Below are 26,319 nucleotides of genomic sequence, written 5' to 3'. Positions count from 1 at the left end.
GGTGTCCAAGGAGCGTATGAACGCGGTGGCCCGCGAGGGATCACCCTGCGGGCTGGTTCGACCCCCTACCCAGGTGTGATCCCCGGGTCAGGAGGCGGGTTCGACCAGGCCGGCGTCGTACGCGAGGATCACGGCGTGCACGCGGTCGCGTACCCCGAGCTTGGCGAGCACCTTGCCCACGTGCGTCTTGACCGTCTGCTCGGCGATGAAGAGGTCGCCGGCGATCTCGCTGTTCGACCTGCCCCTGCCGATGAGCACCAGTACCTCGCGCTCGCGATCCGTCAGCTCGGCCAGCGCGGTCGCTGAGCGCGGCGCGCGTGGGCGGCGCCCGGCGAACTGCTCGATCATCCGTCTCGTCACGCTGGGGGCGAGCAGCGCGTCGCCGCCCGCGACGACGCGCACGGCGTGCACCAGTTCTTCGGGAAGCGCATCCTTCAGCAGGAATCCGCTCGCGCCCGCCTCGAGCGCGTCGTAGACATAGTCGTCGATGTCGAAGGTGGTGAGCATGAGGATGCGAGGGACGTGCGAGGCACGGTAGTTCGGGCCGAGGATGCGTCGCGTGGCTTCGATGCCGTCGACCCCGGGCATCCTGACGTCCATCAGGATCACATCGGGATCGAGTCGAGCGGCGAGAGTCACCGCTTCGGCGCCGTCCGCCGCCTGCCCGGCGACGCGGATGCCTTCGTGCGCGTTCAGCAGGGCCGCGAAGCCGGCGCGGACCATCGCCTGATCGTCGGCGATGAGTACGGTGATCGTCACGGGGTCTCCTCGATGGGGTGGGGATTCGCGGCGGAGTCGGTGGCAGCCGGTCGGCTAGTCGCGTCGATGAGCGGAAGGACGGCTACGACCTCCCACCCGCCGTCTGAGGTCGGTCCGGCAGTGAAGGTTCCGCCGAGCAGTTCGACGCGCTCGCGCATGCCGCGGAGCCCGTAGCCTCCACCGCCCGCCACGGGAGGGGCGGCGGCGCGTTCGTTGCGGATCCGGAGGTCGATCGCATCGGCATCCGCTCGCACCCGCAGGGTGACCGCGGCACCTGAGGCGTGTCTCACGGAATTGCTCAGCGCTTCCTGCGCGATGCGGAATGCCGCGATCTGCGCGGTCTGCGGCGCATCCGTCACGGAGCCCGTGATCTCGAGGCCCACCGTGACGCCCGCCCGCCTGATGCTGTCGACGAGCGCGGGGATGTCGGAGAGCCCCTGCTGAGGAGCGAGCTCGGCCGTCTGATCCTCTGTGCGCAGGACGCCGAGCATCCGGCGCATCTCGGTGAGCGAGGAGCGTGCGGTGGCCGCGATGCTCTCGAACTCGGATGCCTCCGCCTCCCCGATGTCGGGTAGCCGGTACCGCGCCGTCGAGGCCTGCACCTGGATCACCGACATGCTGTGGGCGATCACGTCATGAAGCTCGCGGGCGATGCGCGTGCGCTCCTCGACGAGAGCGCGGCGCGACTCCTCGAGTGCCGAATGCTCGCGCTCGCGGGTGAGCTCAGCCGAGACACGCACCCGTCCGGCGACGAGGATCGCCACAAGATAGATGGCGGTGGCGACGGAACTCGTCACGATGAGGTCGGCTGTGGCGCTGCCGGCTGTCGGAACGGTCGCCACGGTCTCAGGTCGCAGCAGCGGCGCCGTGAGTGAGAGAAGAACGCCGATGACGAGGAGGAAGGCGCCCAGTCGCGCGCCGTGCACGAAGGTCGTCACCCCGACGACGAGCACGAAGGTGAGGAGCGCGGGCACTGACCAGGGCCAGGGGGCCGTGGTCGCGAGCGTCGGAGTCGCCAGCAGGGGGAGGGAGAACGCGGCGACGCAGAACATGGCGATGGCCCACCGCGGACGCGAGATCGCCAGCAATGGTGCCGCGCACAATGTCGCTCCGAGGATGAACGCGAGAGGCAGCGGCGTGCCGTACAGGACGGCCTGGAGCGGCACCAGGATGGAGAAGACTATGAGGCTGACAGCGCCGAGCGCCGCGAGCGCGAGAGTTCGGCGGCTGAAGCGGAGAGCGCGCTCGGGGCGCGGCCGACGACGTGCCATGACAGTCATCCTGCCAGTTGTGGAACGGGCACGCGTCGACGGCGAAGCGCGGTGACCCGGTCGATGACGAGGCCGATGACGAGCGCGACCGCGATGCCGATCGCCGCGCTGACGAGCGGCTGGTCTCGGACCCACGAGCCGGCCAGGAGGCCGATCGCGAGGCTGAGCGCGCTCCAGCTGATCCCGGCCACGATGCTGAGGGGCACGAACCTGCGCCAGGGGAATCGCAGTGCGCCGGCAGACATGTTGACGGCCACGCGGCCGACCGGGATGTAGCGGGCGCCCAGGATGAGGGCTGCGCTGCGATGTGCGAGTGCGCGCTCTGCCTGAGCGAAGGCCCGCGCGATCCCTGGCCGACGCATCCACGCCCAGCGGGTGGTGCCCAGTCTGCGCCCGAGGGCGAACGCGAGGTTGTCTCCGATCGTCGCGCCGAGGGCAGCGACGAGCCCCAGGGGCAGCAGCGCCCAGACGTCGCCGGTCGACGCCAGCACCGCGGCGGCGGCGACCAGCACCGTCTCGCTCGGAACCGGCGGGAAGAACCCATCGACGATCGTCACCGCCAGCAGCACGACGAACAGCCAAGGAGACGCGACGGTCTGCAGAATGAGCTCGTTGATAACATCCACCCGAGAAGGCTAGGAAGCAGGTGGCGGGTGGAGCATCACTCTGAGGTATCGACCGCATCCCTCTGGAGAGGGAGATCCGCCGGCGCGACATCTGCGGGCGGTGGTGTCATTGTGAGTGGAACGGTCGTTCACGGACTGCTCGTCGACGGCGAGACGCGCTGCGAGCACTACGGCGGGCCGCTCGATGTCATCGCCCTGCGATTCGCCTGCTGTCGTGAGTGGTATCCGTGTCACCTGTGTCACCAGGCGGTCGCCGACCATGATGCGCGCCAGTGGTCGACGGATGCGCGCTCGACCGAAGCAGTGCTCTGCGGTGTGTGCGGTGCGCTGCTGACCATAGCCGACTATCTCGAGGTGTCCGCGTGCCCGAGCTGCACCGCGGGCTTCAACCCCGGGTGTCGGCTGCACCACCGCCTCTACTTCGACTGAACACTCAGCCGAGCGATCTATACTGGGAGTTTGGCCGCTCGGCCGATTCCCCCTGAACGAACGGACATCCCGCTGTGCTTGCCGTGCACGAACTCGAGATCCGCGTGGGCGCACGCCTCCTGATGGAGAACGTGTCGTTCCGCGTGAGCGACGGAGACAAGATCGGTCTCGTCGGCCGCAACGGTGCAGGCAAGACCACGCTCACCAAGGTGCTCGCCGGCGATGTCCTCCCGTCGGGTGGCAGTGTGACGCGTTCCGGTGAACTCGGTTATCTGCCGCAGGACCCCCGTTCGGGCAATCCCGAGGACCTGGCGCGCACGCGCATCCTCGACGCGCGCGGGCTCGGCCAGCTCAACCTCGGTATGTCCGAGGCGGCCCTGGCGATGGGGTCCGACGATCCCGCGGTCGCCGACAAGGCGATGAAGCGCTACGCGCGCCTCACCGAGCAGTTCGAGGCGCAGGGCGGCTACGCGGCCGAGGCCGAGGCCGCATCCATCGCCAACAACCTCTCGCTGCCTGACCGCATCCTCGACCAGCCACTGTCGACCCTGTCGGGTGGTCAGCGTCGTCGCATCGAGCTCGCGCGCATCCTCTTCTCCGACGCTGAGACGATGATTCTCGACGAGCCGACCAACCACCTCGACGCGGACAGCGTCGTGTGGCTGCGTGAGTTCCTCAAGAACTACAAGGGCGGGCTGATCGTGATCAGCCACGACGTCGAGCTCGTCGGCGAGACCGTGAACCGCGTGTTCTACCTCGACGCGAACCGCCAGATCATCGACACGTACAACATGAACTGGAAGAACTACCTGCGCCAGCGGGTGGCCGACGAGGAGCGCCGCAAGAAGGAGCGCGCCAACGCCGAGAAGAAGGCCACCACGCTGCAGCTGCAGGCGGCCCGCTTCGGTGCGAAGGCATCGAAGGCCGCGGCCGCTCACCAGATGATCGCTCGGGCCGAGAAGCTGCTCGCCGGACTCGATGACGTCCGCCAGGAAGACCGGGTCGCGAAGCTGCGCTTCCCGAAGCCCGCCCCGTGCGGCAAGACCCCGATGATGGCGACCGGACTCTCGAAGTCGTACGGTTCTCTCGAGATCTTCACCGATGTCGATCTCGCCATCGACCGCGGATCCAAGGTCGTCGTGCTCGGACTCAACGGTGCGGGAAAGACGACCCTGCTGCGGATGCTCGCTGGGGTCGACAAGCCGGACACCGGCCAGCTGGAGCCCGGCCACGGACTCAAGGTCGGGTACTACGCGCAGGAGCACGAGAACCTCGACGTCAATCGCTCGGTGCTCGAGAACATGGTGTCGGCCGCACCGCACATCACCGAGATGGAAGCACGCAAGGTGCTGGGGTCGTTCCTGTTCACGGGCGATGACGTGCTGAAGCCCGCCGGTGTGCTCTCGGGAGGCGAGAAGACACGTCTGTCGCTCGCGACTCTGGTGGTGTCGTCCGCGAACCTGCTGCTGCTCGACGAGCCGACCAACAACCTCGATCCTGCCTCGCGCGAAGAGATCCTGGGCGCGCTCGCGCACTACGAGGGCGCCGTCGTGCTCGTCTCGCACGACCCCGGCGCGGTGCAGTCACTCAACCCCGAGCGCGTGCTGATCCTGCCCGACGGTGTCGAGGACATCTGGAGCCAGGAGTATCAGGACCTCATCGAACTCGCCTGATCGGGGCCGACTGTCGTGGCATAGTCGATCACGTGACGCACGACGACCAGGACCACGACTCCGTCCCCCTCAACGACTGGCTGAGGGGGCGGCATGCTCTCACCGGCAGTGCCCCGGAGTGGAACCTCAACGAGTTGCCCCGTGACCCGAACGAGCTCTTCGCGTCGTGGCTGCGAGCTGCAGACGCGGCCGGCGTGCCGGAGCCGCATACCGTGACCCTCGCGACGGTCGATGCGGATGGAGTGCCTGACGCTCGCACGCTCATCCTGAAGCGGATCGACGAACGCGGATGGGCGTTCGCCAGCACACGGTCGTCCCGCAAGGGCGCACAGCTCGCCGCCGCGCCGGCGGCGGCACTGAACTTCTGGTGGCAGCCGCAGGTACGCGCGGTGCGGGTGCGTGGACGTGTGCAGGAGGCGACCGCCGAGGAGAGTGCCGCGGATCTCGCTGCGCGCTCCGCTGCCGCGCGGGCGGACATCGCTGATGGGGATTGGGTGCTGTGGCGCATCGTGCCCACGCGGATCGAGTTCTGGCAGGGATCGAGGGATCGGCATCACACGCGAGTGGTCTACGAGGCGGTCGAGGCGGGCTGGAGCGTGTCATCGGTCATGGAGGGCAGCGTGGGCCGAGAGACGCGCTGAGCGGCATACTGGCTGTTCCTGCTGTCCCCGCGCTCGCAATGGCATAGTCGTGGGGTGAGATCCTCTCTTCCTTCTGACCACGGTTCGACCGCCGCTTGGCTGCGCGCCCAGCCTTCGCTCACAGGTGATGCACCACCTCTCGACGCGAGAGCGTTGCCGGATGATCCGGACGAGCTCTTCCTGTCGTGGCTCTCGGAGGCGATCGCGCTCGAGGTTGTCGAGCCTCTGGCGGCCACCCTCGCGACGGTCGATGCCGCTGGTGTTCCCGACGCGAGCACTTTGATACTCAAAGACGTCGATGAGCGCGGGTGGGCGTTCGCCGGACCGCGCTCGTCGCGCAAGGCCGCGCAACTGGCAGCGCATCCGGTCGCGGCGATGAACTTCTGGTGGCAGCCAATCGTCCGTGCGGTTCGAGTGCGCGGGCGCGTCGTCGAGGCATCCGCCGATGAGAGCGCCGCAGACCTCGCCGCGAGATCGGCGGCGGCACGCGAAGGAATCGCCTCGGGCGAGTGGGTGCTCTGGCGGATCATCCCCTCGCGTGTCGAGTTCTGGCAGGGTGAGACCGATCGACGCCACTCGCGCATCGTCTACGAGCCCGGTCCGACGGGGTGGACCCGCACGGTCAGCGGTCGAGCAGCCGATGAACTCACCGAGAGCGGCCGACTGTGAGCGATTACGAGGTGGTCGTAATCGGCGCGCTGGACGAGTGGCGCTCGCATCACGGCGGCTTCGACGAGGCACGATCGCGAGACGGTCGCCGAGTCGTCGATCACGAGCTCACGATGCAGTACATGGGCCTCACGGCGAACGCGCTCGCGCCGGGAGAGCAAGCGGGGTACTGGCACGTGCATTCGCGAATCGAGGAGCTCTACGTCTTCCTCGAGGGGCGCGGGCAGATGGCGCTCGATGACGACATCGTCGACGTCGGTGCCGGAACGGTGGTCCGGGTGGGTCAGGGGGTTGCTCGCACGTGGCGGGCTGTGCCGGACAGCACCGGGGAGCTGCGCTGGTTGTGCATCCGAGCCGGGGGAGAACACCTGCCTCACCTGCCGGACGACAGCGTGAGACTGCCAGAGCGGCCCATGCCGTGGACTCTCTGAGCGATATCCGGGCCGTCTGCTGGGACTGGAACGGCACATTGCTCGACGACGTCGAGATCTGCCTCCAGGTGATGAACGACCTGCTGATCGAGCACGAGGAGTCGCCTCTCGTCGATGCACACGACTATCGGTCCCTCTTCCGGTTCCCGCTGAAGGACTTCTATCGAGACGTCGGAATCGGCGATGAGCATTTCGAGGCGGCCGTCACGCAGTACCTGAGTCGACTGGCGGTCCATGCAGGCGAGTCACGTCTTCATCCGTATGCTCGACAGACGCTTGGTGACATCGCGGGCATGGGGATCCGCCAGGTGCTCGCCTCGGCGACCCTGCCGGATCTGCTCGAACTCCAGATGGCTCCCCACGGTGTGAGCGGAGCCTTCGAGAGGATCCTTGCGATCGACGATCCGTACCGCGCGTCGAAAAGGGACGTGATCGAGGACTGGCTGGCGGGGTCCGGGCTGCCGGCGGCGTGCGTGCTCCTGATCGGCGATACCAATCATGATCGTGAGATCGCGGATGAGCTCGGCGCGCACTTCGTCCATTTCGCTGCCGGTCATCAGGCACACGGAGGACGCGGACTGAGCATCTCGGCGCTCGATGAGCTGCCCCGTCTGCTTCGCACAGCCGGCGGCGTCGCGCAGTGAACAGTCCCGCGCATCGAGGGGCTCAGCGTGCGTCGAGCAGCTCGTCCTCGACGTCGGCATCGCGGTCGCGGCGCCGGGACTTCTTGACCGGGGCGGTTGCGCCCTCGAGCTCTTCACGGTGCTTGATGATCTCGGTGCGGATGATGTAACCGATGAAGATGAAACCCATCAACGCGAACAGGATCCACTGGATCGCATACGACAAGTGGGGCCCCGGGTCGTCGGTGGGGGAGTCGAATCCGCCGAGCGCGACCTCGGGGGAAGGGCTCTCGCTGACGATCTGACCGTACGCGCTCGTCACGACGTCTCCATCCACGAGCGCTGCGATCGAGGGGAGATTGATGGTGGGCACCTGGCCTTCGGGCGCACCGCGCCCCGACGCGGGCAGCTGCTCGCCGGGTCGCAGACGGACGGTGACCTCGACCTCGCCCTCGGGTGGGGCGGGCACGGCATCCGGCGACTCGCCGTCTCCGGGCGGGACCCAGCCGCGGTCGACGATGATGACGCGGCCGTCGGCATCGCGGAACGGCACCAGCACTTCGAACGCACTGGTCCCCCCGTGCGGGCGGTTGCGCACGAGCAGCTGCTGGTCGCTCAGATACTCGCCGGTGAGCACGACGGGATGCCACACATCCCCGGCGTCGAGCTCGCCGTCGGAGCCGATCAGGTCAGCCAGCGGCACGGGTTCCGCATCGTAGTTCTTCTCGACCAGTTCGATCTGCTCGGCCCGCGACGCGTTGCGATCGAACTGCCACTGCGAGAGGAAGACGCAGCCGATCGCGAAGCCGATCGCGATCAGAACATAGACGGTCCAGCGGGTCAGGCGGGAACTCACGAAGGAACACCGTCTCTCACGGTCACGGGGAAGTCCCGGGCGGCCAGGTAGTCGCGAAGGAAGTCGACGTGCTCGGCACAGGCGAGCCACACCTTCTCGCGATCAACGGAGTGGATGCGCGGATTCCTCCACACGACCTGGGCCGTCGCCGCGTTCCGGCAGCCGGCACGCGAGCACTCCAGCTCGCTCACGCGTCGTCCCGGCCGCTCTCCCGGATCCTGAAGACCTGAGGGTCTGACAGCGACGACGGCTCCTCAGCGACCACAGCGGGTGCTTCGAGCTCCTGCAACGGCGACTCCGCGGTCGTCTCCGTGCTGTCGCTCCCCGCGTTCGCGAACACGACGGCGATGTACGGCAGTACTGCAGCGGCGGCGGCGAAGACCCAGGTGTACCAGCCGTAGGGCTGCACGATCATCATGAGGGCGAAGCAGACGATGCGGATGGTCATCGTCAGTGCATAGCGACGCACGCGGTGGTCTGCCTCGGCCTGCGGCGACTGCGGCAGGGAGGTCACAGCAGGGACCAGGTGCTTGCTCTTCACGATGAGTCAAGCCTACGCCGCCTCAGCTCGAACGGCGCGCCGTTCGAGCGTTCAGCTGGCGAAGATGAACGGCAGAGTGAACGCGCCGAAGAACACGATGCTGATCAGCGTGATCGCCAGGCTGAGTACCAGGAATGCCGTCATGACGTACCCCATGATCACGCCGGCGATGGCCATACCTCGACCGGCGAGGGAAGGATCCGCCTTGATCTGGCGAAGCGCCATGTGTCCGGTGACCACTGCGACGATCGACGCGAGCATGGGCAGGAACAGCCAGAACAGCACCACACCGGCGATGCCGCAGATGAGAGAGGTGACCGCGAGGCCGCTCGTCGGACGCGGGGCCGGCACGTACTGGCCCCCGTAGATCGGGTGGCCGGGCTGCTGCTGCGAGGCCGTACCGTGCGGCGGCTGAGCAGGAGCATATCCAGACGCGGGGGCAGCGGGCGGAGGGCTGTACGACGGAGCCGCACCCGGGTAGGCCTGCGTCGGCCCGGCGTCCACGCGAGGCGCGGGCGGAGCCGGAGGGACGGCCGAAGGCGGCGTCTCGCGCCAGGGAAGGGGATTGCCGGTGTCGCTCACGATCATGCCTTTCGTCGCCCTCAGGGTTCCAGTGGCGGGCGGCATCTGTCAAACCTCGGAAGGAAGACGCATCCGCATCATCGGTAGGATCGTTGACGACCCGGCCGCCGATCCCCGCGGGCCAGATCAGGAGTGGAAATGAGTTCTCAGCGCGTCGTCCTCGTCACCGGTGGAAACCGCGGCATCGGCCGTGCCATCGCCGAGCGTTTCGTGCGCGACGGCTACCGCGTCGCGGTGACCGCGCGCAGCGGCGAGGGCCCCGAGGGCACCTTGACGGTCCGTGCCGACGTCACGGACGCCGCTGCACTCGACGCCGCCTTCACCGAGGTCGAGCAGCAGCTCGGCCCCGTGGAGATCGTGGTCGCCAACGCCGGCATCACCAAGGACACACTGCTGCTGCGCATGAGCGAAGACGACTTCGACAGCGTCGTCGCCACGAACCTCGGTGGCACGTTCCGTGTGGTCAAGCGTGCATCGAAGGGCATGCTTCGCGCGCGCTTCGGTCGCGTCATCCTCATCTCGAGCGTTGTCGGTCTCTACGGCTCCGCGGGCCAGGTGAACTACTCGGCGTCGAAGAGTGCGCTCGTGGGCTTCGCCCGCTCCCTCACGCGCGAGCTCGGTGGGCGTGGGATCACCGCCAACGTCGTCGCCCCAGGATTCATCGAGACCGACATGACTGCTGAACTGCCCGAAGAGACGCAGAAGCAGTACAAGGCCAACATTCCGGCGGGCCGGTTCGCGACTCCCGATGAGGTGGCCGGTGTGGTCACCTGGTTGGCGAGCGATGAGTCGGGCTACATCTCGGGCGCCGTGATTCCCGTCGACGGTGGCCTCGGCATGGGGCACTGAGAGTCGACAGACACACGGACGGAACCCTGCGGGGTTATGACTCGCTGCGTGTCACGGCCGCGTCGATGAGCTCGGCCAGCCGATGAGGTACGGAGAATTGCGGCCAGTGGCCTGAGCCGACGCGCACCACCTCCACCTCGGCGATGGCGCGGAACTCGTCCGCATAGGGTCCCCATCGATCAAGCTCGGACTCGAGCGTCTCGCGGTCGAGTCCGCCCATCAGCATCGTCACCGGCACGCGATGACGTGCGTCGTCGTGCAGATCGATCTCGTCAGTGGGGACACGAGCCGGAACACTCTGCGTGAGCCGCGTCGTGCGTGCCCTCGTCTCGTCGTCGAGATCGTCGATGTCTTCGTCGGGGAAGAAGTCCCAGCCCGGAAACGGGATGACACCCTCGATGACCTCGAACTCACTGATGCCGAATCCGGGAGGTGGCGGAACGGTGTCGACGAACACGACGCGTGACACATCGTCGGGTCTCGCATCGGCCACACCCCACGCGACGTTGCCGCCGCCGCTGTGGCCGACGACCGCGACCGGCTTCGTGGCGGTGTCGACCGCGGCCACCGCTGCGGCGACCCAGTCGGCGATGCCGATCTCGGACGATTCTGCAGCCGAGGCACCCACGCCGGGCAGGGTCAGTGGATTCACGGTGTGACCGGCATGTTCGAGGTCGGCGGTGACGTCGCTCCAGCTGGATGCCTCGAGCCAGAGTCCGGGGATGAGGATGATGTCCATGCGCCCGACCATAGTCCGGGGCTCCGACATCCGTCAGGGGAGCAGTGCGATGACCTCGGAAAGATCCTGGGGGCCGACCACCAGGCTCGCGGCCGCCCGCACCGCCGGCTTCGCGTTGAAGGCGAGACCGAGACCCGCTGCCGCCATCATCTGCAGGTCGTTCGCGCCGTCGCCGATCGCGATCGTGGCGTACCGGGGTACACCGAGCTCATCAGCCCACTCGCAGAGCGAGGTCGCTTTGGCAGCTGCATCGACGATCTCGCCGTCGACGCGGCCGGAGAGCGCGCCGTCGACGACATCGAGTCGGTTCGCGCGCCAGCGGTCGACGCCCAGATTCGGAGCGACGTCGTCGAGGATCTCGTGGAATCCGCCCGACACGACGCCCACGATGCCGCCGCGCTCATGCACGGCCGCGGTGAGTTCGTGGACGCCGGGGGTCGGGTCGATGCGCGCGAGCACGCGCTCGAAGGCGGTCACCGGGACGCCTTCGAGCGCGGCGACCCGTGACTTCAGACTGGTCGCGAAATCGATCTCTCCGCGCATCGCAGCCTCAGTCGCAGCCTGCACTTCGTCGCGGCGTCCGGCCTCGTCGGCGATCAACTCGATCACCTCGTTGCGAATGAGGGTGGAGTCAGCATCGAGGACGACGAGGAAGCGCGCGGAGGTCACGCTCAGAGCCTACCGATCACCGCGAGCTGCGCCGTACGCGCGGACACGCCGAGGCGGCACGCAGCGCGCCGTCGAGACGTCATCGCTCGATGAACAGTCCCTTGCCCACCACTGTGATGCCCGACTCCGTCACGGTGAATCCGCGTGCGAGATCGCGTTCACGATCGACGCCCACGGTCGCGCCGTCCGCGAGGACGACGTTCTTGTCGAGGATCGCGCGATGCACGCGGGAGCCTGCGCCGACCCGCACGCCGTCGAACACCACCGAGTCGGTGATCGTCGACCCGCCACCCGCGAGCGTCCACGGACCGACCACGCTGCGCTCGAGATGGGTGCCCGAGAGCACCGAGCCGAGCGAGACGATCGAATCGATCGCGTTGCCGATGCGCCCGACCGAATCGCGGACGAACTTCGCGGGTGGTGAGTTGACCGCCTGCGAGTGGATCGGCCACTCCATGTTGTAGAGGTTGAAGATCGGCAGCGTCGAGATCAGATCCATGTGGGCGTCGAAGAAGGAATCGATCGTACCCACGTCACGCCAGTAGGACCGGTCGCGAGGCGAGGAGCCTGGCACATCGTTCTGCTTCATGTCGTAGTACCCGGCCTCGCCGCGGTCGACGAAGTAGGGCACGATGTCGCCGCCCATGTCGTGGCCGGACGTCGGGGACTCTCCATCGGCCTCGACGGCGGCGATCAGTGCGTCGGCGTCGAAGATGTAGTTGCCCATCGAGGCGAGCACCTCGTGGGGGGAGTCCTCGAGCCCGGCGGCATCCGTGGGCTTCTCGAGGAACTGCTTGATGCGTCCCGACTCGGTGTCGGCATCGATCACACCGAACTGCGACGCCATGGCGAGGGGCTGGCGGATGCCGGCCACGGTGGCCTTCGCGCCCGATGCGATGTGCGCGTCGAGCATCTGACGGAAGTCCATCCGGTAGACGTGATCCGCGCCGATCACGACGACGATGTCGGGCTTCTCGTCGTTGATCAGGTTCATGCTCTGCAGGATCGCGTCGGCCGAGCCCGAGAACCACCGCTTTCCGAGGCGCTGCTGCGCTGGCACCGAGGTGACGTACGAGTCGAGCAGTGCCGACATGCGCCAGGTCTGCGAGATGTGCCGGTCGAGGCTGTGCGACTTGTACTGGGTCAGGACCACGATCTGCCGAAGACCCGAGTTGATCAGGTTCGAGATCGCGAAATCGATCAATCGGTACTGTCCGCCGAAGGGTACCGCCGGTTTGGCGCGGTCGGCTGTGAGAGGCATGAGTCGCTTGCCCTCGCCGCCTGCGAGGATGATGCCGAAGATCTTCTTTGGTGCGGACATGCACCAACCATAGAGGCGAATCGGCCCGGCGAACTAGCATCTGGACAAGTGAGTCACTACCGTCTAGACATGCGCGTCGAGATGATCACGAAGGAATACCCGCCGGAGATCTACGGAGGTGCCGGAGTGCACGTCGCAGAGCTTGTCACGGCGTTGCGGCAGAACATCGATGTGCAGGTCAGGGCCTTCGGCTCACCTCGCGATGAGGCGGGCACTTTCGCGTATCGCACACCCTCCGAACTCGCCTCCGCGAACGCCGCTCTGCAGACTCTCGGGACCGACCTCGAGATCGTCGCGGCCATTTCCGACGCCGACGTCGTGCACAGCCACACCTGGTACGCCAACTTCGCGGGGCACCTCGCCTCGCAGCTGCACGGCATCCCCCACGTGCTCACGGCGCACAGCCTCGAGCCGCTGCGTCCCTGGAAGGCCGAGCAGCTCGGTGGCGGATACGCCGTCTCGAGCGGCATCGAGAAGCTCGCCTACGAGAACGCCGCCGCGGTCATCGCGGTGAGTGCGGGGATGCGTGCCGACATCCTTCGCAGCTACCCGTCGGTCGACCCGGCGAAGGTGCGGGTGATCCACAACGGGATCGACGTCGAGCGCTGGCGCCCGGTGCAGAATCCTGCCTTCCTCGAGTCGGTGGGCATCGATCCCGCTCGGCCGTCGGTCGTCTTCGTCGGTCGCATCACCCGGCAGAAGGGGCTGCCGTACCTGCTGCAGGCGGCTCGTCTGCTGCCGCCCGAGGTGCAGCTCGTCCTGTGCGCCGGTGCGCCGGACACCCCCGAGATCATGGCGGAGGTGCAGGAGGGCGTGAAGATGCTCCAGCAGACGCGCGACGGCGTCGTCTGGATCGAGCGGATGCTGCCGCGCGACGAGCTCTCGGCGATCCTCACCGCCGCCACCACTTTCGTGTGCCCCTCCGTCTACGAGCCGCTCGGCATCGTGAACCTCGAGGCGATGGCCTGCGGCGCCGCGGTGGTCGGAACGGCGACCGGCGGCATCCCCGAGGTCGTCGCCGACGGCGTGACCGGACGACTCGTACCCATCGAGCAGCTGCAGGACGGCACGGGCACGCCGGTCGACCCTGAGCGCTACATCGCCGACCTCGCCGCCGTGCTGACCGAGGTGACCTCCGATCCGGACCGCGCGCGGGCCTACGGCGAAGCGGGGCGGGAGCGCGCGAGGGACGAGTTCAGCTGGGGTGCGATCGCCGACACCACGCGCGCGCTGTACGCGGAGCTGACCGGCTGAGCCGATAGGCTGGACGCATGTCGAGCGCTCTGGAATTCACCGACGTCGTCGTGCGCCGTGAGGGCCGCAACATCATCGATCACGTGACCTGGCAGGTCGACGATGATCAGCGATGGGTGATCCTGGGGCCTAACGGCGCGGGAAAGACCACGCTGCTGCAGCTGGCCGACACACTCATGCACCCGACCTCCGGAACCGTGACGGTGCTGGGGGAGACCCTGGGGCGTACCGACGTGTTCGAGGTGCGTCCGCGCATCGGCTTCGCGTCGTCGGCGATGGCGAAGCGCGTGCCCCGCGACGAGACGGTCCTCAACACCGTCCTCACTGCCGCCTACTCGGTGCTGGGTCGATGGAACGAGAACTACGAGGACATCGATGAGCGTCGCGCGCTGCGCGTTCTCGGCGACTGGCGGCTCGACCACCTCGCGGATCGTACGTTCGGCACGCTGAGCGACGGTGAGCAGAAGCGTGTCCAGATCGCGCGAGCCGTGATGACCGACCCGGAACTGCTCCTCCTCGACGAGCCGACGGCTTCTCTCGACCTCGGGTCGCGGGAAGAGCTGCTGGCCCTTCTCAGCGGGTACGCATCGTCGCCCACGACGCCGGCCATGCTCATGGTCACGCATCATGTCGAGGAGATCCCCGTCGGATTCACTCACGTGCTGCTGATGCGCGAGGGCCGGATCGTGGCCGCGGGACCCGTCGCCGAGACCCTGACTGCCGAAACTCTGAGCGAGACGTTCGGCATGCCGATCACGCTGACCAGCGAGGACGGGCGCTACGCCGCGCGCGCAGCATCCTGACGACGATCTGATAGAATCGATCCTTGGTGCGTCTGCACCACAGACTTCCCTCGTCCCTGGCACAATCCAGGGCAGCAACTAAGGAATCCCATGAAGACTGACATTCACCCCGAGTACAAGGCCGTCGTGTTCCGCGACCTCGGTTCGGGAGAGACGTTCCTCACCCGTTCGACGGTCACGAGCGACAAGACGATCGAGCTCGACGGCGTCGAGTACCCCGTCATCGACGTCGAGATCTCCTCGGCCTCGCACCCGTTCTACACGGGCAAGCAGCGCATCATGGACTCGGCCGGTCGCGTCGAGAAGTTCAACCAGCGCTTCAAGGGCTTCGGCGGCTCGTCCAAGTAACGACCTCCGCACGACGAAGGCCCCGGCTCCTCGGAACCGGGGCCTTCGTCGTGCGCGGGTGAGGTCGCGAGATCGTCAGATGTCGAGGACGATACGATCACCGTCGATCGTGCTGGGCGGGTCGCCCGGAGCAGGTGCGGGAGCTGTGCGCTTCGTCTGGCGGTCGCGCTCCATGCCTGCGTCATGCGCCGACGGCATCCAGACGGCCTCGAAGGATCCGCCCAGTCCGCCGCCGGCGCTCTCGTACTTCTTCTCGAGGGGCACCCTCGCGTAGACGGTGACGATCGTGATGACGATCGCGATCGCGGCGACGATGAGGAGCGTGATCATGAGCAGCATCCCGAGTGTGTCGGTCATGAGATCAGGCTAAAGGGATGCGGCAGAGTCCGACATCCACCTCGGGGATGATCCTCAGCGGATGCGTCGATCGTGGGCGATGTCGATCAGGCGCGTCAGCACGGGGCCGGACCGCAGCCCGTTGTGTTCGTGTTCGCTGGTGACCCAGAGCTTCAGGTCAGGGAGCAGCCGGGCGGTCTCGAGCGAGAACTCCATGGGCACGTACACATCGTTGACATAGACCGCTGCGGCGCCGCGCGCGCCGGATGCCGAGATCGCGACCTCGTCATAGATCTGTGGCCACTCGAACTCGGCCAGCTCGAGTGCGACGTCGCGCCACGGCTGGAAGGCCGGCACCGTCTCGGTCCAGTCGCGACGGATGTGCTCACCCGTGAAGAGCGTCACATCCGCGCGGAAGTCATCTGGCTCGACGCGCTCTGCCGACCACCGCGTCGCGTGTCCGTTGGCATAGCTGGACTCGTGGAACGCGAAGTAGAGCGGGTTGCGGCCGCCGTAGGGCATCGCGTGCATGAGGTCGTGGCGGAAGGCGTTCGACGTGTGGTCTCGTTCGAGAAGCGACCACAGGGTCTGCCAGCCGTCGTTCGTGCCGAGGGCCGAGCCGACCGAGCGCAGTCGCGACGGTGAGACGACTTCACCGTCCGGCAGGACGATGTCGCCCGCCGCGGCGCGATCTACGAGCCGTCGCATCACGTCGCGGTGCTCGGGGAACCGACGGTAGTACCGCTCGGACGCCGAGCGCATCTTGTCGTAGCAGAGCGCGTAGACCTCGTCGGGGTGGCGGTTCACGGTGCTGAGCCCGCCGGTGATGAAGACATCGGCCAGCGAGTCCGCATCCGACGAGAGGTAGGCCAGAGCCGTGAAGCCGCCGAACGACTGGCCCAGCACGCTCCACGTCTCTGCGCCGAGGTGCTCGCGCATCGCCTCGCAGTCGCGGACGATCGAGTCGGCGCGCAGGTGTGTGAGGTACTCGGCGACCTCGGTCGATCCGCGCTCGAGGTCGGCATCGCCGACGGGCGTGGAGAGTCCGGTGCCTCGCTGGTCGAGCATCACGACGCGGTAGTGCGCGAGCGCCTCGTCGAGCCACACCGGCGATGTCGGCGAGTGGAAGGGTCGCGGTGCCTCGTGGCCGGGGCCACCCTGCAGGAAGACCAGGTAGGGGAGATGCTCGCCCCCCTCGCGCGTGACCACACGGGCGAAGACGTCGATGGTCCGGGTGTCGGCCGCATCTGCCCAGACGAGTGGAACGGTGAGCGCGTGCTCCTCGACGGTGAGGTCGAGCATCCGGCGGATGGTGGTGGTCATGTCACATCACATTCCCGATATAGGAGTACTTGACGAACACCTCGGAGGCGATGCCCGCCTCTTGGAGCACGCCCTGCACCGCGTTCATCATGTAGTTCGAGTCCCACCCCATGTAGAGGTGGTGCGACTCGTCGAGCTGGTCCCATTGGCCCTTCCACGCCATCTCGTCGTAGATGGGGCCGCCGTGGGTGGCGCAGTAGGTCACAGCCGCATCGCGTGTGTCGGTCCAGGCACGGCGGAAGACCCGATTGAACAGGTATCGGACGTCGAAGACCTCCCAGCGCTCGCCCCGGTACTCGACGTACTCGAACTCGCGCTCCCACCCGGCGGGCCAGCCGCGACGACGCACCGCGTCGAGGATGGGGGTCAGGCCGTCGTCATCGATCTCGGGCAGAGCGGGCCTCGCCCAGATGCGCAGCAGCTCTGCGGTGAGGCGGATGGTGCGTTCCGAGATGGCGGCGGTGCCCCACGTGTCGATCGCTTCGAGCGCCTTCGTCTCGGCGACGGAACTCCTCGCGTAGGCGGAGTCGCGCTTCACGGCGAAGGACTCGCCGAACACGCGCTCTGCGAGGTGCTGCTCGAGCAGCGTGAGGTTGCCGAGTGTGGGGGCGAGCGCACGGTGCGCGTTGCGTTCGTCATCGGAGTACTCGATCCAGGGGCGGATGCCGTCGCCGGACCAACTGTCGCTGGGAACCGTGGGCACGATGTGCTCGACGTCGAAGTCGGCCGTGTCTGCGACGCCTTCCAGCCGACCGAGGACGTATGCGGGATGCGGCAGTTCGCTGTACTTCACCACGGCACTCACTCGCTCATCCGACGGGGTGATGCGGGCGAAGGCGCGTGCGAGCGCCTCCCGACCGTTCGAGCGTGCCCGGCACAGGCGCGCCACGAGACGCTCGTTCGGAACGTTGACCAGAGTGCGACGCAGATACATCGTCTGGATCCACTCGAGCGTCTCGAGAAGCTCGTCGCGCGCGATGAGCCCGCGCGAGTGATCGCTGTAGACGCTCAGCACCAGGGGATACGACGCGCGGCCGAACGTGTTCACGAACCGCAACTGCTGCGCGATCTCGGGATCCTTCTCGAGAGAGGGATCGAGCAGGGTCCCGTAGATCTCGGCGTAGTGACGCCAGACCTCCGCGTCGGCCTGCAGGTGCTCGAGGTCGACGCGGGGGAAGGAGTGCCGGAACGCGCTGTACACGCCGTGCTCGCCGTTGGCGGCGACCTCGCGGCCCGTCGTCATGACGAGGTAGTGCCGCCAGAACGCGCCGATCGTCTCGCCGGTGTGGCGTTCGATCGGCAACCAGAACCGTTCCTCGACATCGAGCTGCTCGGGGTGCGTGAGGCCCATCAGGATGTAGTTGTGGATGAGCTCGTGATCACGCAGCGGCTCGCCCGTGGAGTTGAGGCTCTCGAAGATCTGCTGTGCGTTCGCCTCGGCGCCGAGAGTGATCGACACATGCTCGAGCCGTTGCAGCCCTCGCCAGATCAACGGCGCTTCGTCAGCGTGCACCTGGCTGCGGAAGAAGGCGTAGTTGTCATCGAAGCGCGACTCGCGGTCGGTGCGGTCGCCGCGTTCGAGCACCACCGACTCGTACAGCTCGGCCCACGCATCATGCGGGCGGAGCTTGGTGCGGCTCGCGTCGTCGGGGCGCACGAGCACACGGTCGAGCTCTGCAGCGAGCTCGGGGGAGGAGTCCTGCACCGCGTGCCGCAGCGCCGCGACGAGAAGCATGAGGGTCGTGATGCGCTGCTGGCCGTCGATGAGCACGAGCTCGGTGTCGGCGTCGGAGTCGTCGGAGGCCGACAGGATCGAACCGATGAAATGGCGATGCGATGCGTCTTCGCGGGCGACGGATCGGATGTCCGAGAGAAGCTGCTCGCATCCGCCGATGTCCCAGCGGTACTGGCGCTGATACACCGGCACGACGATGGTCGTGGAGTCTTGTGCGAGCCACTCGATCGTGTTGACAGCTGTCGCCTCGACGTTGGTCGCAGTGCTCATGCTGGTGTCTCGTCCTCCCGTAACGCCCGGCGCCGAGGAGTCGCCAGGCGCCCGGATCAGTCTATTCGGTTATTCACGGCGGCCCCCGGCGGCGTTCCAGAGGTGCCCTGTTAGGCTTGCCTTATCAGGGCCTGTTAAAACGTGCTGGCCCCCGATGAAAGGATCTGGTTCAGATCATGGGATACATCAAGTCCGCCGCGCTCGAAGACAAGGGATTCGTCGTTCTCGACAGCTACAACCAGGAGCTCGACCCCAAGGAGTGGCTCGACATCGAGTACAACGACTGGAAGTCGTCTGGCGACACCCGCTTCGCGCCGCTCGCGAGCGCCAAGGGCGAGATCGAGTGCAACGGCTTCTGGAACCACAAGCCGCCGCGCACCGACAAGGACGGCGTCTGGATCGACGAGCAGACGGCCAAGGCCCCGAACTTGACGCGCCGCGCGCAGGAGCCCGGTGCGAACGTCGGTCGCTGCCGAGTGATCGAGCTGCAGCCGACCCCGTACGGCGAATGCCTCTACAACCTCCACCAGGACGACAACAACCGTCTGAACCCCGACGGCACCGGCTGGGTCGTGCGTGGATTCTTCAACCTCAGCGACGACAAGGACAGCTTCTTCGTCCTGCGTGAGAACCGCACCGACCCGAGCATCGAGTACCGCATCGCGCTGCCGGCGGGAGCACAGCTCATCGTCGACACGCAGCGTCTGTGGCACGCCGCGACCCACGTCGGCACTGAGCCGCGGTACTGCCTCATCACGTCGTGGACGTCGGGCCCCGAGCTCGACGCCTACATCGAGAAGTACAACGGCACGCAGGATGTGCCGAACGTCGAGGTCCCGCAGGACGTGCTCGAGGCCGGCTATGCCGAGCAGGCTCGCCGCGATGCCGCACGCGCCGCGTACTACGCAGCCAAGGGACAGCAGGTCAAGCAGGCCATGAGCGAGGCCTGACCCTCGCCGTTCCCCGACCAGTGATGGTCCGAAGGCCCCGGTCCCTGTGATCGGGGCCTTCGTCGTGGGATCACACGCTTGTGATTTGCCCTGGTCTGGGTGAGAATGGGCGCATAACCGCATATTCTCGCCAGTTCTCGTGGTTCAGGTCGTTGGGGAAGACGCACCTGATGAAACGGAGAGATCATGGCGACGGCTTACGCACGCGGAGTGGTGTTCATCCACTCCGCACCTCGCGCGCTCTGCCCGCACCTCGAATGGGCGGTGGGACGCGCTATCGGTCGTGCCGTGAATTTCGACTGGAATGATCAGCCGGTACTCGACGGCGCGCGACGGGCGGAGTTCTACTGGGATGGCCCGGTGGGAACCGGTGCTGCGCTCGCGACGGCGATCCGCGGCTGGGAGCACCTGCGGTTCGAGGTCACCGAGGATCCGACTCCCCGCAGCGACGGCGGACGCTGGCTGCACACGCCCGATCTCGGCATCCATTACGCCCAGACGGATGCCGCAGGGAACATCGTCATCGGCGAGGACCGCATCCGCTACGCCATGGAGATCGCGGCAGGCAGCGCCACCGAGCTGCAGCGTGAACTCGACATCGCCCTCGGCTCCTCCTGGGACGAGGAGCTCGAGCCGTTCCGTCACGCGAGTGACGACGCCAGGGTCGTCTGGCTGCACAAGGTGGGATAGTCGACGGCACCGCCCAGACCTGGAGCGGGAAGGCGCGAGTATCGGATGCCGGTGAGTGATCCCGGGCGCTGAGAATGCGAATCCCCGCTCCATATGACGAAGACCCCGTCCCTGTTCTCCAGGGGCGGGGTCTTCGTCGTGTCAGATGACGGCCGAGCGCGGCATCTCGCGACGCAGGGAGGATCCGCCCGCCATGACGTCGTTCCAGGCGAGATGCAGCCGTGCCATCGCGTCGGCCGTCCGTTCGGGCGGAAGCGTGATGGGGATGCGCAGGCGGCGCTCCAGCACCCCTCCGGTCGAGAATCGGGGGCCCGGCGGCAGGATGAGCTGATGGTCGCGCGCGGCGAGCGAGAGCGCTGTCGAGATCGGCGCACCCAGGTCGAGCCAGGCGGAGAGGCCACCGCTCGTCGACGGCATGGACAGTCCGCCGATGGATGCGACTCCGGTGGCGACCGCCTCGCGGCCCGCTTTCAGACGGGACGTGACGTGAGCGGTGAGTGCCGGCATGTCCTGCAGGAGCTCGACCGCGATGCACTGCTCCAGGAGCGCGGTTCCCAACTCGAAGGAGGGCCGGGTGGCGAGCAGACGGCTGATGAGCGCGCGGTCGGCGCGGATCCAGCCGATCCGCAGCCCACCCCACGCGATCTTGGACATCGAGCCGACGGTGATGATCTGCGGGCTGAAGGCGGCCATCGGAAGTGGCGACCAGCCGCGGTCGATGTCGAGCTCAGCCGTGGTCTCGTCGACGACCACGTGTGTGCCCGAGTTCCGGGCGGTCGTGGCGATGCGTGATCGCTCGACGTCGCTCAGCGTCGATCCGGTCGGGTTGTGGAAGTCCGGGATCAGGTACGCGAGGTGCGGGCGGCTGCGCAGCAGCGTGTCGGAGAGATGGCGTTCGTCCCAGCCGATGACGTCGACCGGGGTGGGGAGCAAACGGTACCCGTGCCGGTGGAGTGCCTCGAGAGCGTGCGGGAATGTCGGCTGCTCGACGAGGGCGCGCTCACCGCGTCGACCTATCGTGGCGAGGACGAGGTGGAATGCGTTGAGCGCGCCCGACGTGATGATGATCTCATCGGCATCCGTCTCGACGCCCCGTTCGGTGAAGCGGTGCGCGACCGCCTCGCGCAGCTCCGGGAGCCCGCGGAGCGAGTAGCCGCTCGTCCCTCGGAGCGCGGCGAGTCGCGGGAGGGATCTGACCGTGGCGTCGTACAGCCCCGGAGTGGAGTCCATCGAGGCGATGGAGAGGTCGATGGCCTGCGCGTCCTCCGTGTCTGTCGTAGGAGCAGTGGCGTGAGGGAGTGCCACTCGAGTGCTGCCGCCGTGCAGCCGTGACACATAGCCGTCGCCCTCAAGGAGCCCGTACACGCGCGTGGTGGTCGAGCGTGAGCGGCGCAGCTCGAGGGCCAGTGCCCGCTCACTGGGGAGCCGCTCTCCGACGGTCAGCCGACCGTCGAGTATCAGGGCGCGGATCTGCTCGGCCAGCGAAGCCGCTGTGGCGCCGGCGACGCTCTGGGCACCGAGTTGCTCGACGAGTCGGGAGGTCATCTCTCCAGCATGCCGCAAAGTGGACCGTTATCAGCAGGCCACTTTTCTCCGACTGGCCTCCGCGTCATGGAGATGCGCAGCGCCACGATGGAACAATGCACCTCCGTTCCGTCTTCCTGCCGATCGCCGCCGTCAGCCGGCGTGACATCGTCGAGCGCATCGTCCAGTTGCTCGTGGGTCTCTTCCTCTACGGTGTCGCGCTCGGTCTGATGGTGCGTGGGGGCATCGGTGTCGCGCCGTGGGACGTGCTCGCGCTGGGGATCTCCGGGCAGGCGGGAATCGGCTACGGCGTCGTGACTGTGCTCGTCTCCGTGATCGTCCTGCTCCTGTGGATCCCGCTCCGCCAGCGCGTCGGTCTGGGCACGCTGCTGAATGCGCTGCTGGTGGGGCCGAGTGCCGACGTGGCCCTCTTCGTGATCCCCGCACCGCCGTCGATCTGGGTGGGCGCCCCCATGTTCGTGGCGGGCCTGCTGCTCCTCGCGTTCGCGACCGGTCTGTACATCGCCGCGGACTTCGGCCCCGGACCGCGGGACGGCCTCATGACCGGACTCGTGGCGCGCACGGGCCGTCCCGTCTGGCTGGTGCGCACCCTCATCGAGGGCAGCGTGCTTCTGATCGGCTTCCTGCTCGGCGGTCCGGTCGGCGTGGGCACGGTGCTCTTCGCGTTCGGGGTCGGCCCTCTCGTCGGCTGGTTCCTGCCCTGGACCACCCGTCTGCGCGCCGCTCGCTCGCAGCAGCTCTCTCGCGCATAGGCGCGTCTGCGTCGGAAGACGAGAACGGCCCCCGGGATCACCCGGGGGCCGTTCTCTCGTGTCTGCGTATCAGTCGGCACTCGCGAAGACCGCGACGGCGTTGTGCCCGCCGAAGCCGAACGAGTTGCTGATCGCGTACAGCTGCCCGTCGCCGAGAGGCTGCGCCTCGCCCGAGAGCTTGAACGGCACGGCGGGGTCGGGTTCGGTCATGTTGATGGTCGGCGGAGCGACGCGGTCGCGAAGCGCGAGAAGCGAGAAGATCGCTTCGAGAGCGCCCGTGCCGCCGAGCAGGTGTCCGGTCGATGCCTTCGTGGCCGACACGGGGATCTCGTCGATCCGGTCGCCGAACACCTTCTTCAGGGCGACGTACTCGTTGGGATCGCCGACCGGGGTCGACGTCGCGTGCGCGTTGATGTGGGCAACCTGGTCGGCGGTGATGCCGGCCTCTTCGAGCGCCTGCGTCACAGCGCGTGCTGCGCCGTTGCCCTCGGGGTCGTTGCCGGTGATGTGATACGCGTCAGCGGTCACTCCACCGCCGAGCACGTAGCCGTAGATCTTGGCGCCACGAGCCCTGGCGTGCTCCTCGGTCTCGAGGATGAGTGCAGCAGCACCCTCGCCCATCACGAAGCCGTCGCGGTCGATCGCGCCGGGACGCGAGGCGGTGGCAGGGTCGTCGTTGCGGCGCGACAGCGCCTGCGCGGAGGCGAAGGACGCCATCGTGATCGGGTGGATGGCCGACTCGGTGCCACCGGCGATGACGACGTCGGCGAGACCGTCCTGCAGGTGGTGGAAGGCGTGGATGATCGATTCGGTGCTCGAGGCGCACGCGCTGACGACGGTCTGCGCGTAGGCGCGGGCCTGGAACTGCAGCGAGAGATTGCCTGCTGCCGCGTTCGGCATCAGCATCGGCACGGTGAGGGGCATCACGCGGCGCGGCCCCTTCTCTCGCAGCGTGTCCCACGCGTCGAGGAGGGTCCAGAGGCCGCCGATACCGGTGGCGAAGTCGACGCCGAGGCGCTCAGGGGCGACCTCGGGGGAGCCTGCATCCGCCCATGCCTCGCGAGCCGCGATGAGCGCGAACTGCGAGGAGGGATCGAGCCGCTTCGCCTCGTGACGGGGCAGGACCTCTTCGGGGCGGACGATCGCCTCTGCGGCGAAGGTGACGGGCAGCTCGTACTGCTGAACCCAGTCGTGTTCGAGGGGGCGGGTTCCGGACTGTCCTGCGAGCAGGTTGGTCCAGTTCTCGGGGGCTGTCCCGCCGATGGCGGACGTGGCGCCGATGCCGGTGACGACGATGCGCTTGGTCATGTGTGGTTCCTTGTCAGGCGGGTCGAGCAGAAGGCGGGCAAGGCGGAGGATGCCACGCCCCGCGAGGGCGGGGGTGGCATCCTGCGTGGACTACTCCTGGCCTGCGACGATGAAGGAGACGGCGTCGCCGACGGTCTTGAGGTTCTTGACCTCGTCGTCGGGGATGGTGACGCCGAACTTCTCCTCGGCGTTGACGACGATCGTCATCATCGAGATCGAGTCGATGTCGAGGTCGTCGGTGAACGACTTCTCGAGAGCGACCTCGGAGGCGTTGATGCCGGTCTCGTCGGTGATCAGCTCTGCGAGGCCAGCGAGGACCTCATCGTTGGTGAAAGCCATGTGGTCTTCCTCTTTCTTACGGGTTGTATTCGGAACCGTGGAACAGTCTAGGGAAAGTCGGCGCGTTCTCAGGGAAGGACGACGACCTGGGCGGCGAACACGAGGCCCGCGCCGAAGCCGATCTGCAGTGCGAGGCCGCCCGAGAGCTCGGGGTGCTCCGCCATCAGGCGGTGGCTGGCGAGGGGGATCGACGCCGCCGAGGTGTTGCCCGTGGTCTCGATGTCACGCGCGATGACCGTGGTCTCGGGCAGCTTGAGCTGCTTCGCGAACTCGTCGATGATGCGCATGTTCGCCTGGTGGGGGATGAACGCGGCGATGTCCTCGGGCTGGACACCCGCACGGTCGAGCGCTTCGCGAGCGACCTTCGCCATCTCCCAGACGGCCCAGCGGAAGACGGTCTGGCCCTCCTGGCGCAGGGTGGGCCACGGCACATCGCCGTCACGGAACTCCGTCAGCGTGCCGTTCATACCGACTGCGTCGGCCTTCGACCCGTCGGATCCCCAGACCGCGGGAGCGATCCCCGGCGTGTCGCTCGGACCGATGAGAGCCGCACCGGCTCCGTCGCCGAGCAGGAAGGAGATGCTGCGGTCGGTCGGGTCGACGATGTCGGACAGCTTCTCGGCGCCGATCACCAGCGCGTATCGCGCTGCGCCCGCCCTGATGAGGGCATCGGCCTGGGTCACAGCGTAGGCGTACCCCGCGCACGCGGCATTGATGTCGTAGGCGGCTGCCGGGTTCGCGCCGACCCGGTCGGCGACGATCGCAGACACCGAGGGGCTCTGCTTGGGGTTGCTGATCGTGGCGACGATGACCAGGTCGATCTGGTCGGCGGGGATGCCGGCCTTCTCGATCGCCTCGGCACCGGCGAGGGCGGCGAGGTCGATGGCGTCCGTGCCCTTGTCGGCGCGCACGCGGGTGATGATCCCTGTGCGCTGACGGATCCACTCGTCGCTCGAGTCGATCGGCCCGATGAGATCGTCGTTGGGGACGGCGTTCTCGCCGCGCGCGGCGCCGTACGAGAGGATACGGGTGTACGCGGGGCCGGAGACCTGAGTGAGGGTGGCGGTCATGCTGCTTCTCCGTTCAGCAGCGCGACCGCTGCGTCGAGGTCTTCGGGGGTCTTGACGGCGACGGTCGGGACACCGCGCAGCCCGCGCTTCGCGAGGCCGGTCAGGGCGCCGGCAGGAGCGAGCTCGATCATGCCGGTGATGCCCTGATCGGCGAAGGAGGCCATGCAGAGGTCCCAGCGCACAGGGGAGGACACCTGGTCGACGAGGTAGCTCAGCGCCTGCGCACCGTCGGAGACCACGGAGCCGTCGCGGTTGGTCCACAATGTGATCTCGGGGTCCGCGGGCGTGACGGTCGAGACGGCGTCACGCAAGGCGGCCACGGCCGATTCCATGTACGAGGTGTGGAACGCGCCGGCCACCTGCAGCGGGATCACGCGGGTGCCCTTCACCGGCTCGCTGGACAGGGCGTCGAGTCCGGCGAGTTCGCCGGCGACGACGAGCTGGCCGCCGCCGTTGTAGTTGGCGGGCGAGAGTCCGAGCTCGGTCAGACGCGTGAGGATCGTCTCCTCATCGCCGCCGAGGACCGCGCTCATACCGGTGGGGGTCTGCGCCGCGGCATCCGCCATCGCACGACCACGGATGCCGACCAGGCGCATGCCGGTCTCGGCATCGATCACTCCACTGCTCACGAGCGCGGCGATCTCACCGACCGAGTGACCAGCGACGCCGTCGGCGCGGCGTCCGCCGCGTGTCGTGAGCGCGTTCGCGGCGATGAGCGACGCGGCGACGATCAGCGGCTGGGCGATGCGCGTGTCACGGATCGTGTCGGCGTCCGACACCGTTCCATGCTGTGCGAGATCGACCCCGGCGGACTCCGAGTAGGCGGCGATGCTGTCGGCGACGCCCTCCAACTCGAGCCAAGGAGAGAGGAAACCGGGGGTTTGCGAGCCCTGTCCCGGGCATACGACGACAATCAC

Annotated in this window: 31 protein-coding genes; 13 read left to right on the top strand and 18 right to left on the bottom strand. The window is 67.5% G+C overall.

Translation table 11 applies throughout. From position 1 onward, the window contains the following. Window positions 1–87: 87 nt before the first annotated feature. From IXW21_RS05500 to IXW21_RS05490, 3 genes are read right to left on the bottom strand one after another with little or no spacing between them, the layout of a single operon-like run. Window positions 88–759 (bottom strand): response regulator, encoded by a 672-nt coding sequence (locus IXW21_RS05500; RefSeq protein WP_194763267.1) that lies wholly within the window; start codon window positions 757–759, stop codon window positions 88–90. After that, the gene (locus IXW21_RS05495; protein WP_194763266.1) at window positions 756–2,030 is read right to left on the bottom strand and encodes a sensor histidine kinase; all 1,275 of its coding nucleotides are present in this window, start codon (window positions 2,028–2,030) and stop codon (window positions 756–758) included. The genes IXW21_RS05500 and IXW21_RS05495 overlap by 4 nt, the downstream gene beginning before the upstream one ends. Window positions 2,031–2,035: 5 nt before the next feature. Next, window positions 2,036–2,656 (bottom strand): DedA family protein, encoded by a 621-nt coding sequence (locus IXW21_RS05490; protein ID WP_194763265.1) that lies wholly within the window; start codon window positions 2,654–2,656, stop codon window positions 2,036–2,038. 111 nt (window positions 2,657–2,767) lie between these two features. On the opposite strand from IXW21_RS05490, the gene IXW21_RS05485 reads away from it, so the two are divergent. The 6 genes from IXW21_RS05485 to IXW21_RS05460 all read left to right on the top strand — a co-directional run bounded on the left by IXW21_RS05485 (window position 2,768) and on the right by IXW21_RS05460 (window position 7,143). Further along, a complete protein-coding gene (locus IXW21_RS05485; RefSeq protein ID WP_194763264.1) occupies window positions 2,768–3,085 on the top strand; it encodes a CHY zinc finger protein in 318 nt (105 codons plus the stop codon). A 74-nt stretch (window positions 3,086–3,159) separates the two neighbouring features. After that, window positions 3,160–4,758 (top strand): ABC-F family ATP-binding cassette domain-containing protein, encoded by a 1,599-nt coding sequence (locus tag IXW21_RS05480; RefSeq protein WP_194763263.1) that lies wholly within the window; start codon window positions 3,160–3,162, stop codon window positions 4,756–4,758. Window positions 4,759–4,790: 32 nt separating this feature from the next. Beyond that, the gene (locus IXW21_RS05475) at window positions 4,791–5,399 is read left to right on the top strand and encodes a pyridoxamine 5'-phosphate oxidase family protein (protein WP_194763262.1); all 609 of its coding nucleotides are present in this window, start codon (window positions 4,791–4,793) and stop codon (window positions 5,397–5,399) included. A gap of 153 nt (window positions 5,400–5,552) precedes the next feature. Next, complete coding sequence (locus IXW21_RS05470) at window positions 5,553–6,068, top strand: pyridoxamine 5'-phosphate oxidase family protein (RefSeq protein ID WP_416361087.1); 516 nt, start codon at window positions 5,553–5,555, stop codon at window positions 6,066–6,068. Beyond that, window positions 6,065–6,499 carry a cupin domain-containing protein gene (locus IXW21_RS05465; RefSeq protein WP_194763260.1) on the top strand — a complete coding sequence of 145 codons (435 nt, stop codon included), beginning with the start codon at window positions 6,065–6,067 and terminating at the stop codon, window positions 6,497–6,499. The genes IXW21_RS05470 and IXW21_RS05465 overlap by 4 nt, the downstream gene beginning before the upstream one ends. Further along, window positions 6,487–7,143, top strand: coding sequence for an HAD family hydrolase (locus IXW21_RS05460; RefSeq protein WP_194763259.1), 657 nt, complete (start codon window positions 6,487–6,489; stop codon window positions 7,141–7,143). The genes IXW21_RS05465 and IXW21_RS05460 overlap by 13 nt, the downstream gene beginning before the upstream one ends. Before the next feature lie 22 nt (window positions 7,144–7,165). On the opposite strand, the gene IXW21_RS05455 is transcribed toward IXW21_RS05460, so the two are convergent. From IXW21_RS05455 to IXW21_RS18405, 4 genes are read right to left on the bottom strand one after another with little or no spacing between them, the layout of a single operon-like run. Next, complete coding sequence (locus tag IXW21_RS05455; RefSeq protein ID WP_194763258.1) at window positions 7,166–7,978, bottom strand: SURF1 family protein; 813 nt, start codon at window positions 7,976–7,978, stop codon at window positions 7,166–7,168. Next, window positions 7,975–8,169, bottom strand: coding sequence for a hypothetical protein (locus IXW21_RS05450; protein WP_194763257.1), 195 nt, complete (start codon window positions 8,167–8,169; stop codon window positions 7,975–7,977). The genes IXW21_RS05455 and IXW21_RS05450 overlap by 4 nt, the downstream gene beginning before the upstream one ends. Continuing rightward, window positions 8,166–8,519, bottom strand: coding sequence for a DUF3099 domain-containing protein (locus tag IXW21_RS05445; RefSeq protein WP_194763256.1), 354 nt, complete (start codon window positions 8,517–8,519; stop codon window positions 8,166–8,168). The genes IXW21_RS05450 and IXW21_RS05445 overlap by 4 nt, the downstream gene beginning before the upstream one ends. A gap of 51 nt (window positions 8,520–8,570) precedes the next feature. Continuing rightward, a complete protein-coding gene (locus IXW21_RS18405) occupies window positions 8,571–9,146 on the bottom strand; it encodes a DUF4190 domain-containing protein (RefSeq protein WP_194763255.1) in 576 nt (191 codons plus the stop codon). Between the two features lie 93 nt (window positions 9,147–9,239). On the opposite strand from IXW21_RS18405, the gene IXW21_RS05435 reads away from it, so the two are divergent. After that, window positions 9,240–9,950, top strand: coding sequence for a beta-ketoacyl-ACP reductase (locus tag IXW21_RS05435; protein ID WP_067119158.1), 711 nt, complete (start codon window positions 9,240–9,242; stop codon window positions 9,948–9,950). 34 nt (window positions 9,951–9,984) lie between these two features. Here the strand turns inward: IXW21_RS05435 and IXW21_RS05430 are convergent, their stop codons facing one another. The 3 genes from IXW21_RS05430 to glgC all read right to left on the bottom strand — a co-directional run bounded on the left by IXW21_RS05430 (window position 9,985) and on the right by glgC (window position 12,679). Continuing rightward, window positions 9,985–10,689 (bottom strand): alpha/beta fold hydrolase, encoded by a 705-nt coding sequence (locus IXW21_RS05430; RefSeq protein WP_194763254.1) that lies wholly within the window; start codon window positions 10,687–10,689, stop codon window positions 9,985–9,987. Between the two features lie 33 nt (window positions 10,690–10,722). Continuing rightward, window positions 10,723–11,358 carry a phosphoserine phosphatase SerB gene (serB, locus tag IXW21_RS05425; protein WP_194763253.1) on the bottom strand — a complete coding sequence of 212 codons (636 nt, stop codon included), beginning with the start codon at window positions 11,356–11,358 and terminating at the stop codon, window positions 10,723–10,725. A gap of 79 nt (window positions 11,359–11,437) precedes the next feature. Beyond that, window positions 11,438–12,679 (bottom strand): glucose-1-phosphate adenylyltransferase, encoded by a 1,242-nt coding sequence (gene glgC / locus IXW21_RS05420; RefSeq protein WP_194763252.1) that lies wholly within the window; start codon window positions 12,677–12,679, stop codon window positions 11,438–11,440. 69 nt (window positions 12,680–12,748) lie between these two features. Between glgC and glgA the strand changes: the two genes are divergently transcribed. From glgA to IXW21_RS05405, 3 genes are all read left to right on the top strand, one after another. Further along, window positions 12,749–13,933, top strand: a complete 1,185-nt coding sequence (glgA, locus tag IXW21_RS05415) for a glycogen synthase (protein WP_194763251.1) — start codon at window positions 12,749–12,751, stop codon at window positions 13,931–13,933. A gap of 17 nt (window positions 13,934–13,950) precedes the next feature. Then, a complete protein-coding gene (locus IXW21_RS05410; protein ID WP_194763250.1) occupies window positions 13,951–14,736 on the top strand; it encodes an ABC transporter ATP-binding protein in 786 nt (261 codons plus the stop codon). A 90-nt stretch (window positions 14,737–14,826) separates the two neighbouring features. Then, on the top strand, window positions 14,827–15,084 hold the full coding sequence (locus IXW21_RS05405; RefSeq protein WP_025103626.1) for a type B 50S ribosomal protein L31: 258 nt from the start codon (window positions 14,827–14,829) through the stop codon (window positions 15,082–15,084). 75 nt (window positions 15,085–15,159) lie between these two features. On the opposite strand, the gene IXW21_RS05400 is transcribed toward IXW21_RS05405, so the two are convergent. The 3 genes from IXW21_RS05400 to IXW21_RS05390 are packed head-to-tail and all read right to left on the bottom strand — an operon-like array spanning window position 15,160 to window position 18,748. Next, on the bottom strand, window positions 15,160–15,441 hold the full coding sequence (locus tag IXW21_RS05400) for a hypothetical protein (protein ID WP_194763249.1): 282 nt from the start codon (window positions 15,439–15,441) through the stop codon (window positions 15,160–15,162). 54 nt (window positions 15,442–15,495) lie between these two features. Beyond that, window positions 15,496–16,743, bottom strand: coding sequence for an alpha/beta fold hydrolase (locus IXW21_RS05395; RefSeq protein ID WP_194763248.1), 1,248 nt, complete (start codon window positions 16,741–16,743; stop codon window positions 15,496–15,498). A gap of 1 nt (window position 16,744) precedes the next feature. After that, window positions 16,745–18,748, bottom strand: coding sequence for a DUF262 domain-containing protein (locus IXW21_RS05390; RefSeq protein WP_194763247.1), 2,004 nt, complete (start codon window positions 18,746–18,748; stop codon window positions 16,745–16,747). A gap of 176 nt (window positions 18,749–18,924) precedes the next feature. Here IXW21_RS05390 and IXW21_RS05385 point away from each other — a divergent pair, with 176 nt between their 5' ends. Then, window positions 18,925–19,698 (top strand): hypothetical protein, encoded by a 774-nt coding sequence (locus IXW21_RS05385; protein WP_194763246.1) that lies wholly within the window; start codon window positions 18,925–18,927, stop codon window positions 19,696–19,698. Window positions 19,699–19,884: 186 nt separating this feature from the next. Then, entirely contained in the window at window positions 19,885–20,388 is a 504-nt protein-coding gene (locus tag IXW21_RS05380; RefSeq protein ID WP_194763245.1) for a DUF3145 domain-containing protein, read from the top strand. A gap of 141 nt (window positions 20,389–20,529) precedes the next feature. Here the strand turns inward: IXW21_RS05380 and IXW21_RS05375 are convergent, their stop codons facing one another. Further along, the gene (locus IXW21_RS05375; protein ID WP_194763244.1) at window positions 20,530–21,933 is read right to left on the bottom strand and encodes a PLP-dependent aminotransferase family protein; all 1,404 of its coding nucleotides are present in this window, start codon (window positions 21,931–21,933) and stop codon (window positions 20,530–20,532) included. Between the two features lie 95 nt (window positions 21,934–22,028). On the opposite strand from IXW21_RS05375, the gene IXW21_RS05370 reads away from it, so the two are divergent. Then, a complete protein-coding gene (locus IXW21_RS05370; RefSeq protein WP_194763243.1) occupies window positions 22,029–22,685 on the top strand; it encodes a YczE/YyaS/YitT family protein in 657 nt (218 codons plus the stop codon). 69 nt (window positions 22,686–22,754) lie between these two features. On the opposite strand, the gene IXW21_RS05365 is transcribed toward IXW21_RS05370, so the two are convergent. The 4 genes from IXW21_RS05365 to IXW21_RS05350 all read right to left on the bottom strand — a co-directional run bounded on the left by IXW21_RS05365 (window position 22,755) and on the right by IXW21_RS05350 (window position 26,319). Continuing rightward, entirely contained in the window at window positions 22,755–23,993 is a 1,239-nt protein-coding gene (locus IXW21_RS05365) for a beta-ketoacyl-[acyl-carrier-protein] synthase family protein (RefSeq protein ID WP_194763242.1), read from the bottom strand. Between the two features lie 90 nt (window positions 23,994–24,083). Then, window positions 24,084–24,332 (bottom strand): acyl carrier protein, encoded by a 249-nt coding sequence (locus IXW21_RS05360; protein WP_017830435.1) that lies wholly within the window; start codon window positions 24,330–24,332, stop codon window positions 24,084–24,086. Window positions 24,333–24,400: 68 nt separating this feature from the next. Beyond that, window positions 24,401–25,402: a beta-ketoacyl-ACP synthase III gene (locus tag IXW21_RS05355; protein ID WP_194763241.1), complete on the bottom strand. Its 1,002-nt coding sequence runs from the start codon at window positions 25,400–25,402 to the stop codon at window positions 24,401–24,403. Then, window positions 25,399–26,319 (bottom strand): ACP S-malonyltransferase, encoded by a 921-nt coding sequence (locus IXW21_RS05350; RefSeq protein ID WP_194763240.1) that lies wholly within the window; start codon window positions 26,317–26,319, stop codon window positions 25,399–25,401. Before IXW21_RS05350 ends, IXW21_RS05355 begins: the two co-directional genes overlap by 4 nt.

Origin of the sequence: Microbacterium sp. UFMG61 (genome assembly GCF_015354505.1) — a bacterium.
Taxonomy (GTDB): domain Bacteria; phylum Actinomycetota; class Actinomycetes; order Actinomycetales; family Microbacteriaceae; genus Microbacterium.
The sequence above is the reverse complement of the archived record's forward strand: the minus strand, read 5'-3'. Positions and strand labels throughout refer to the sequence as shown.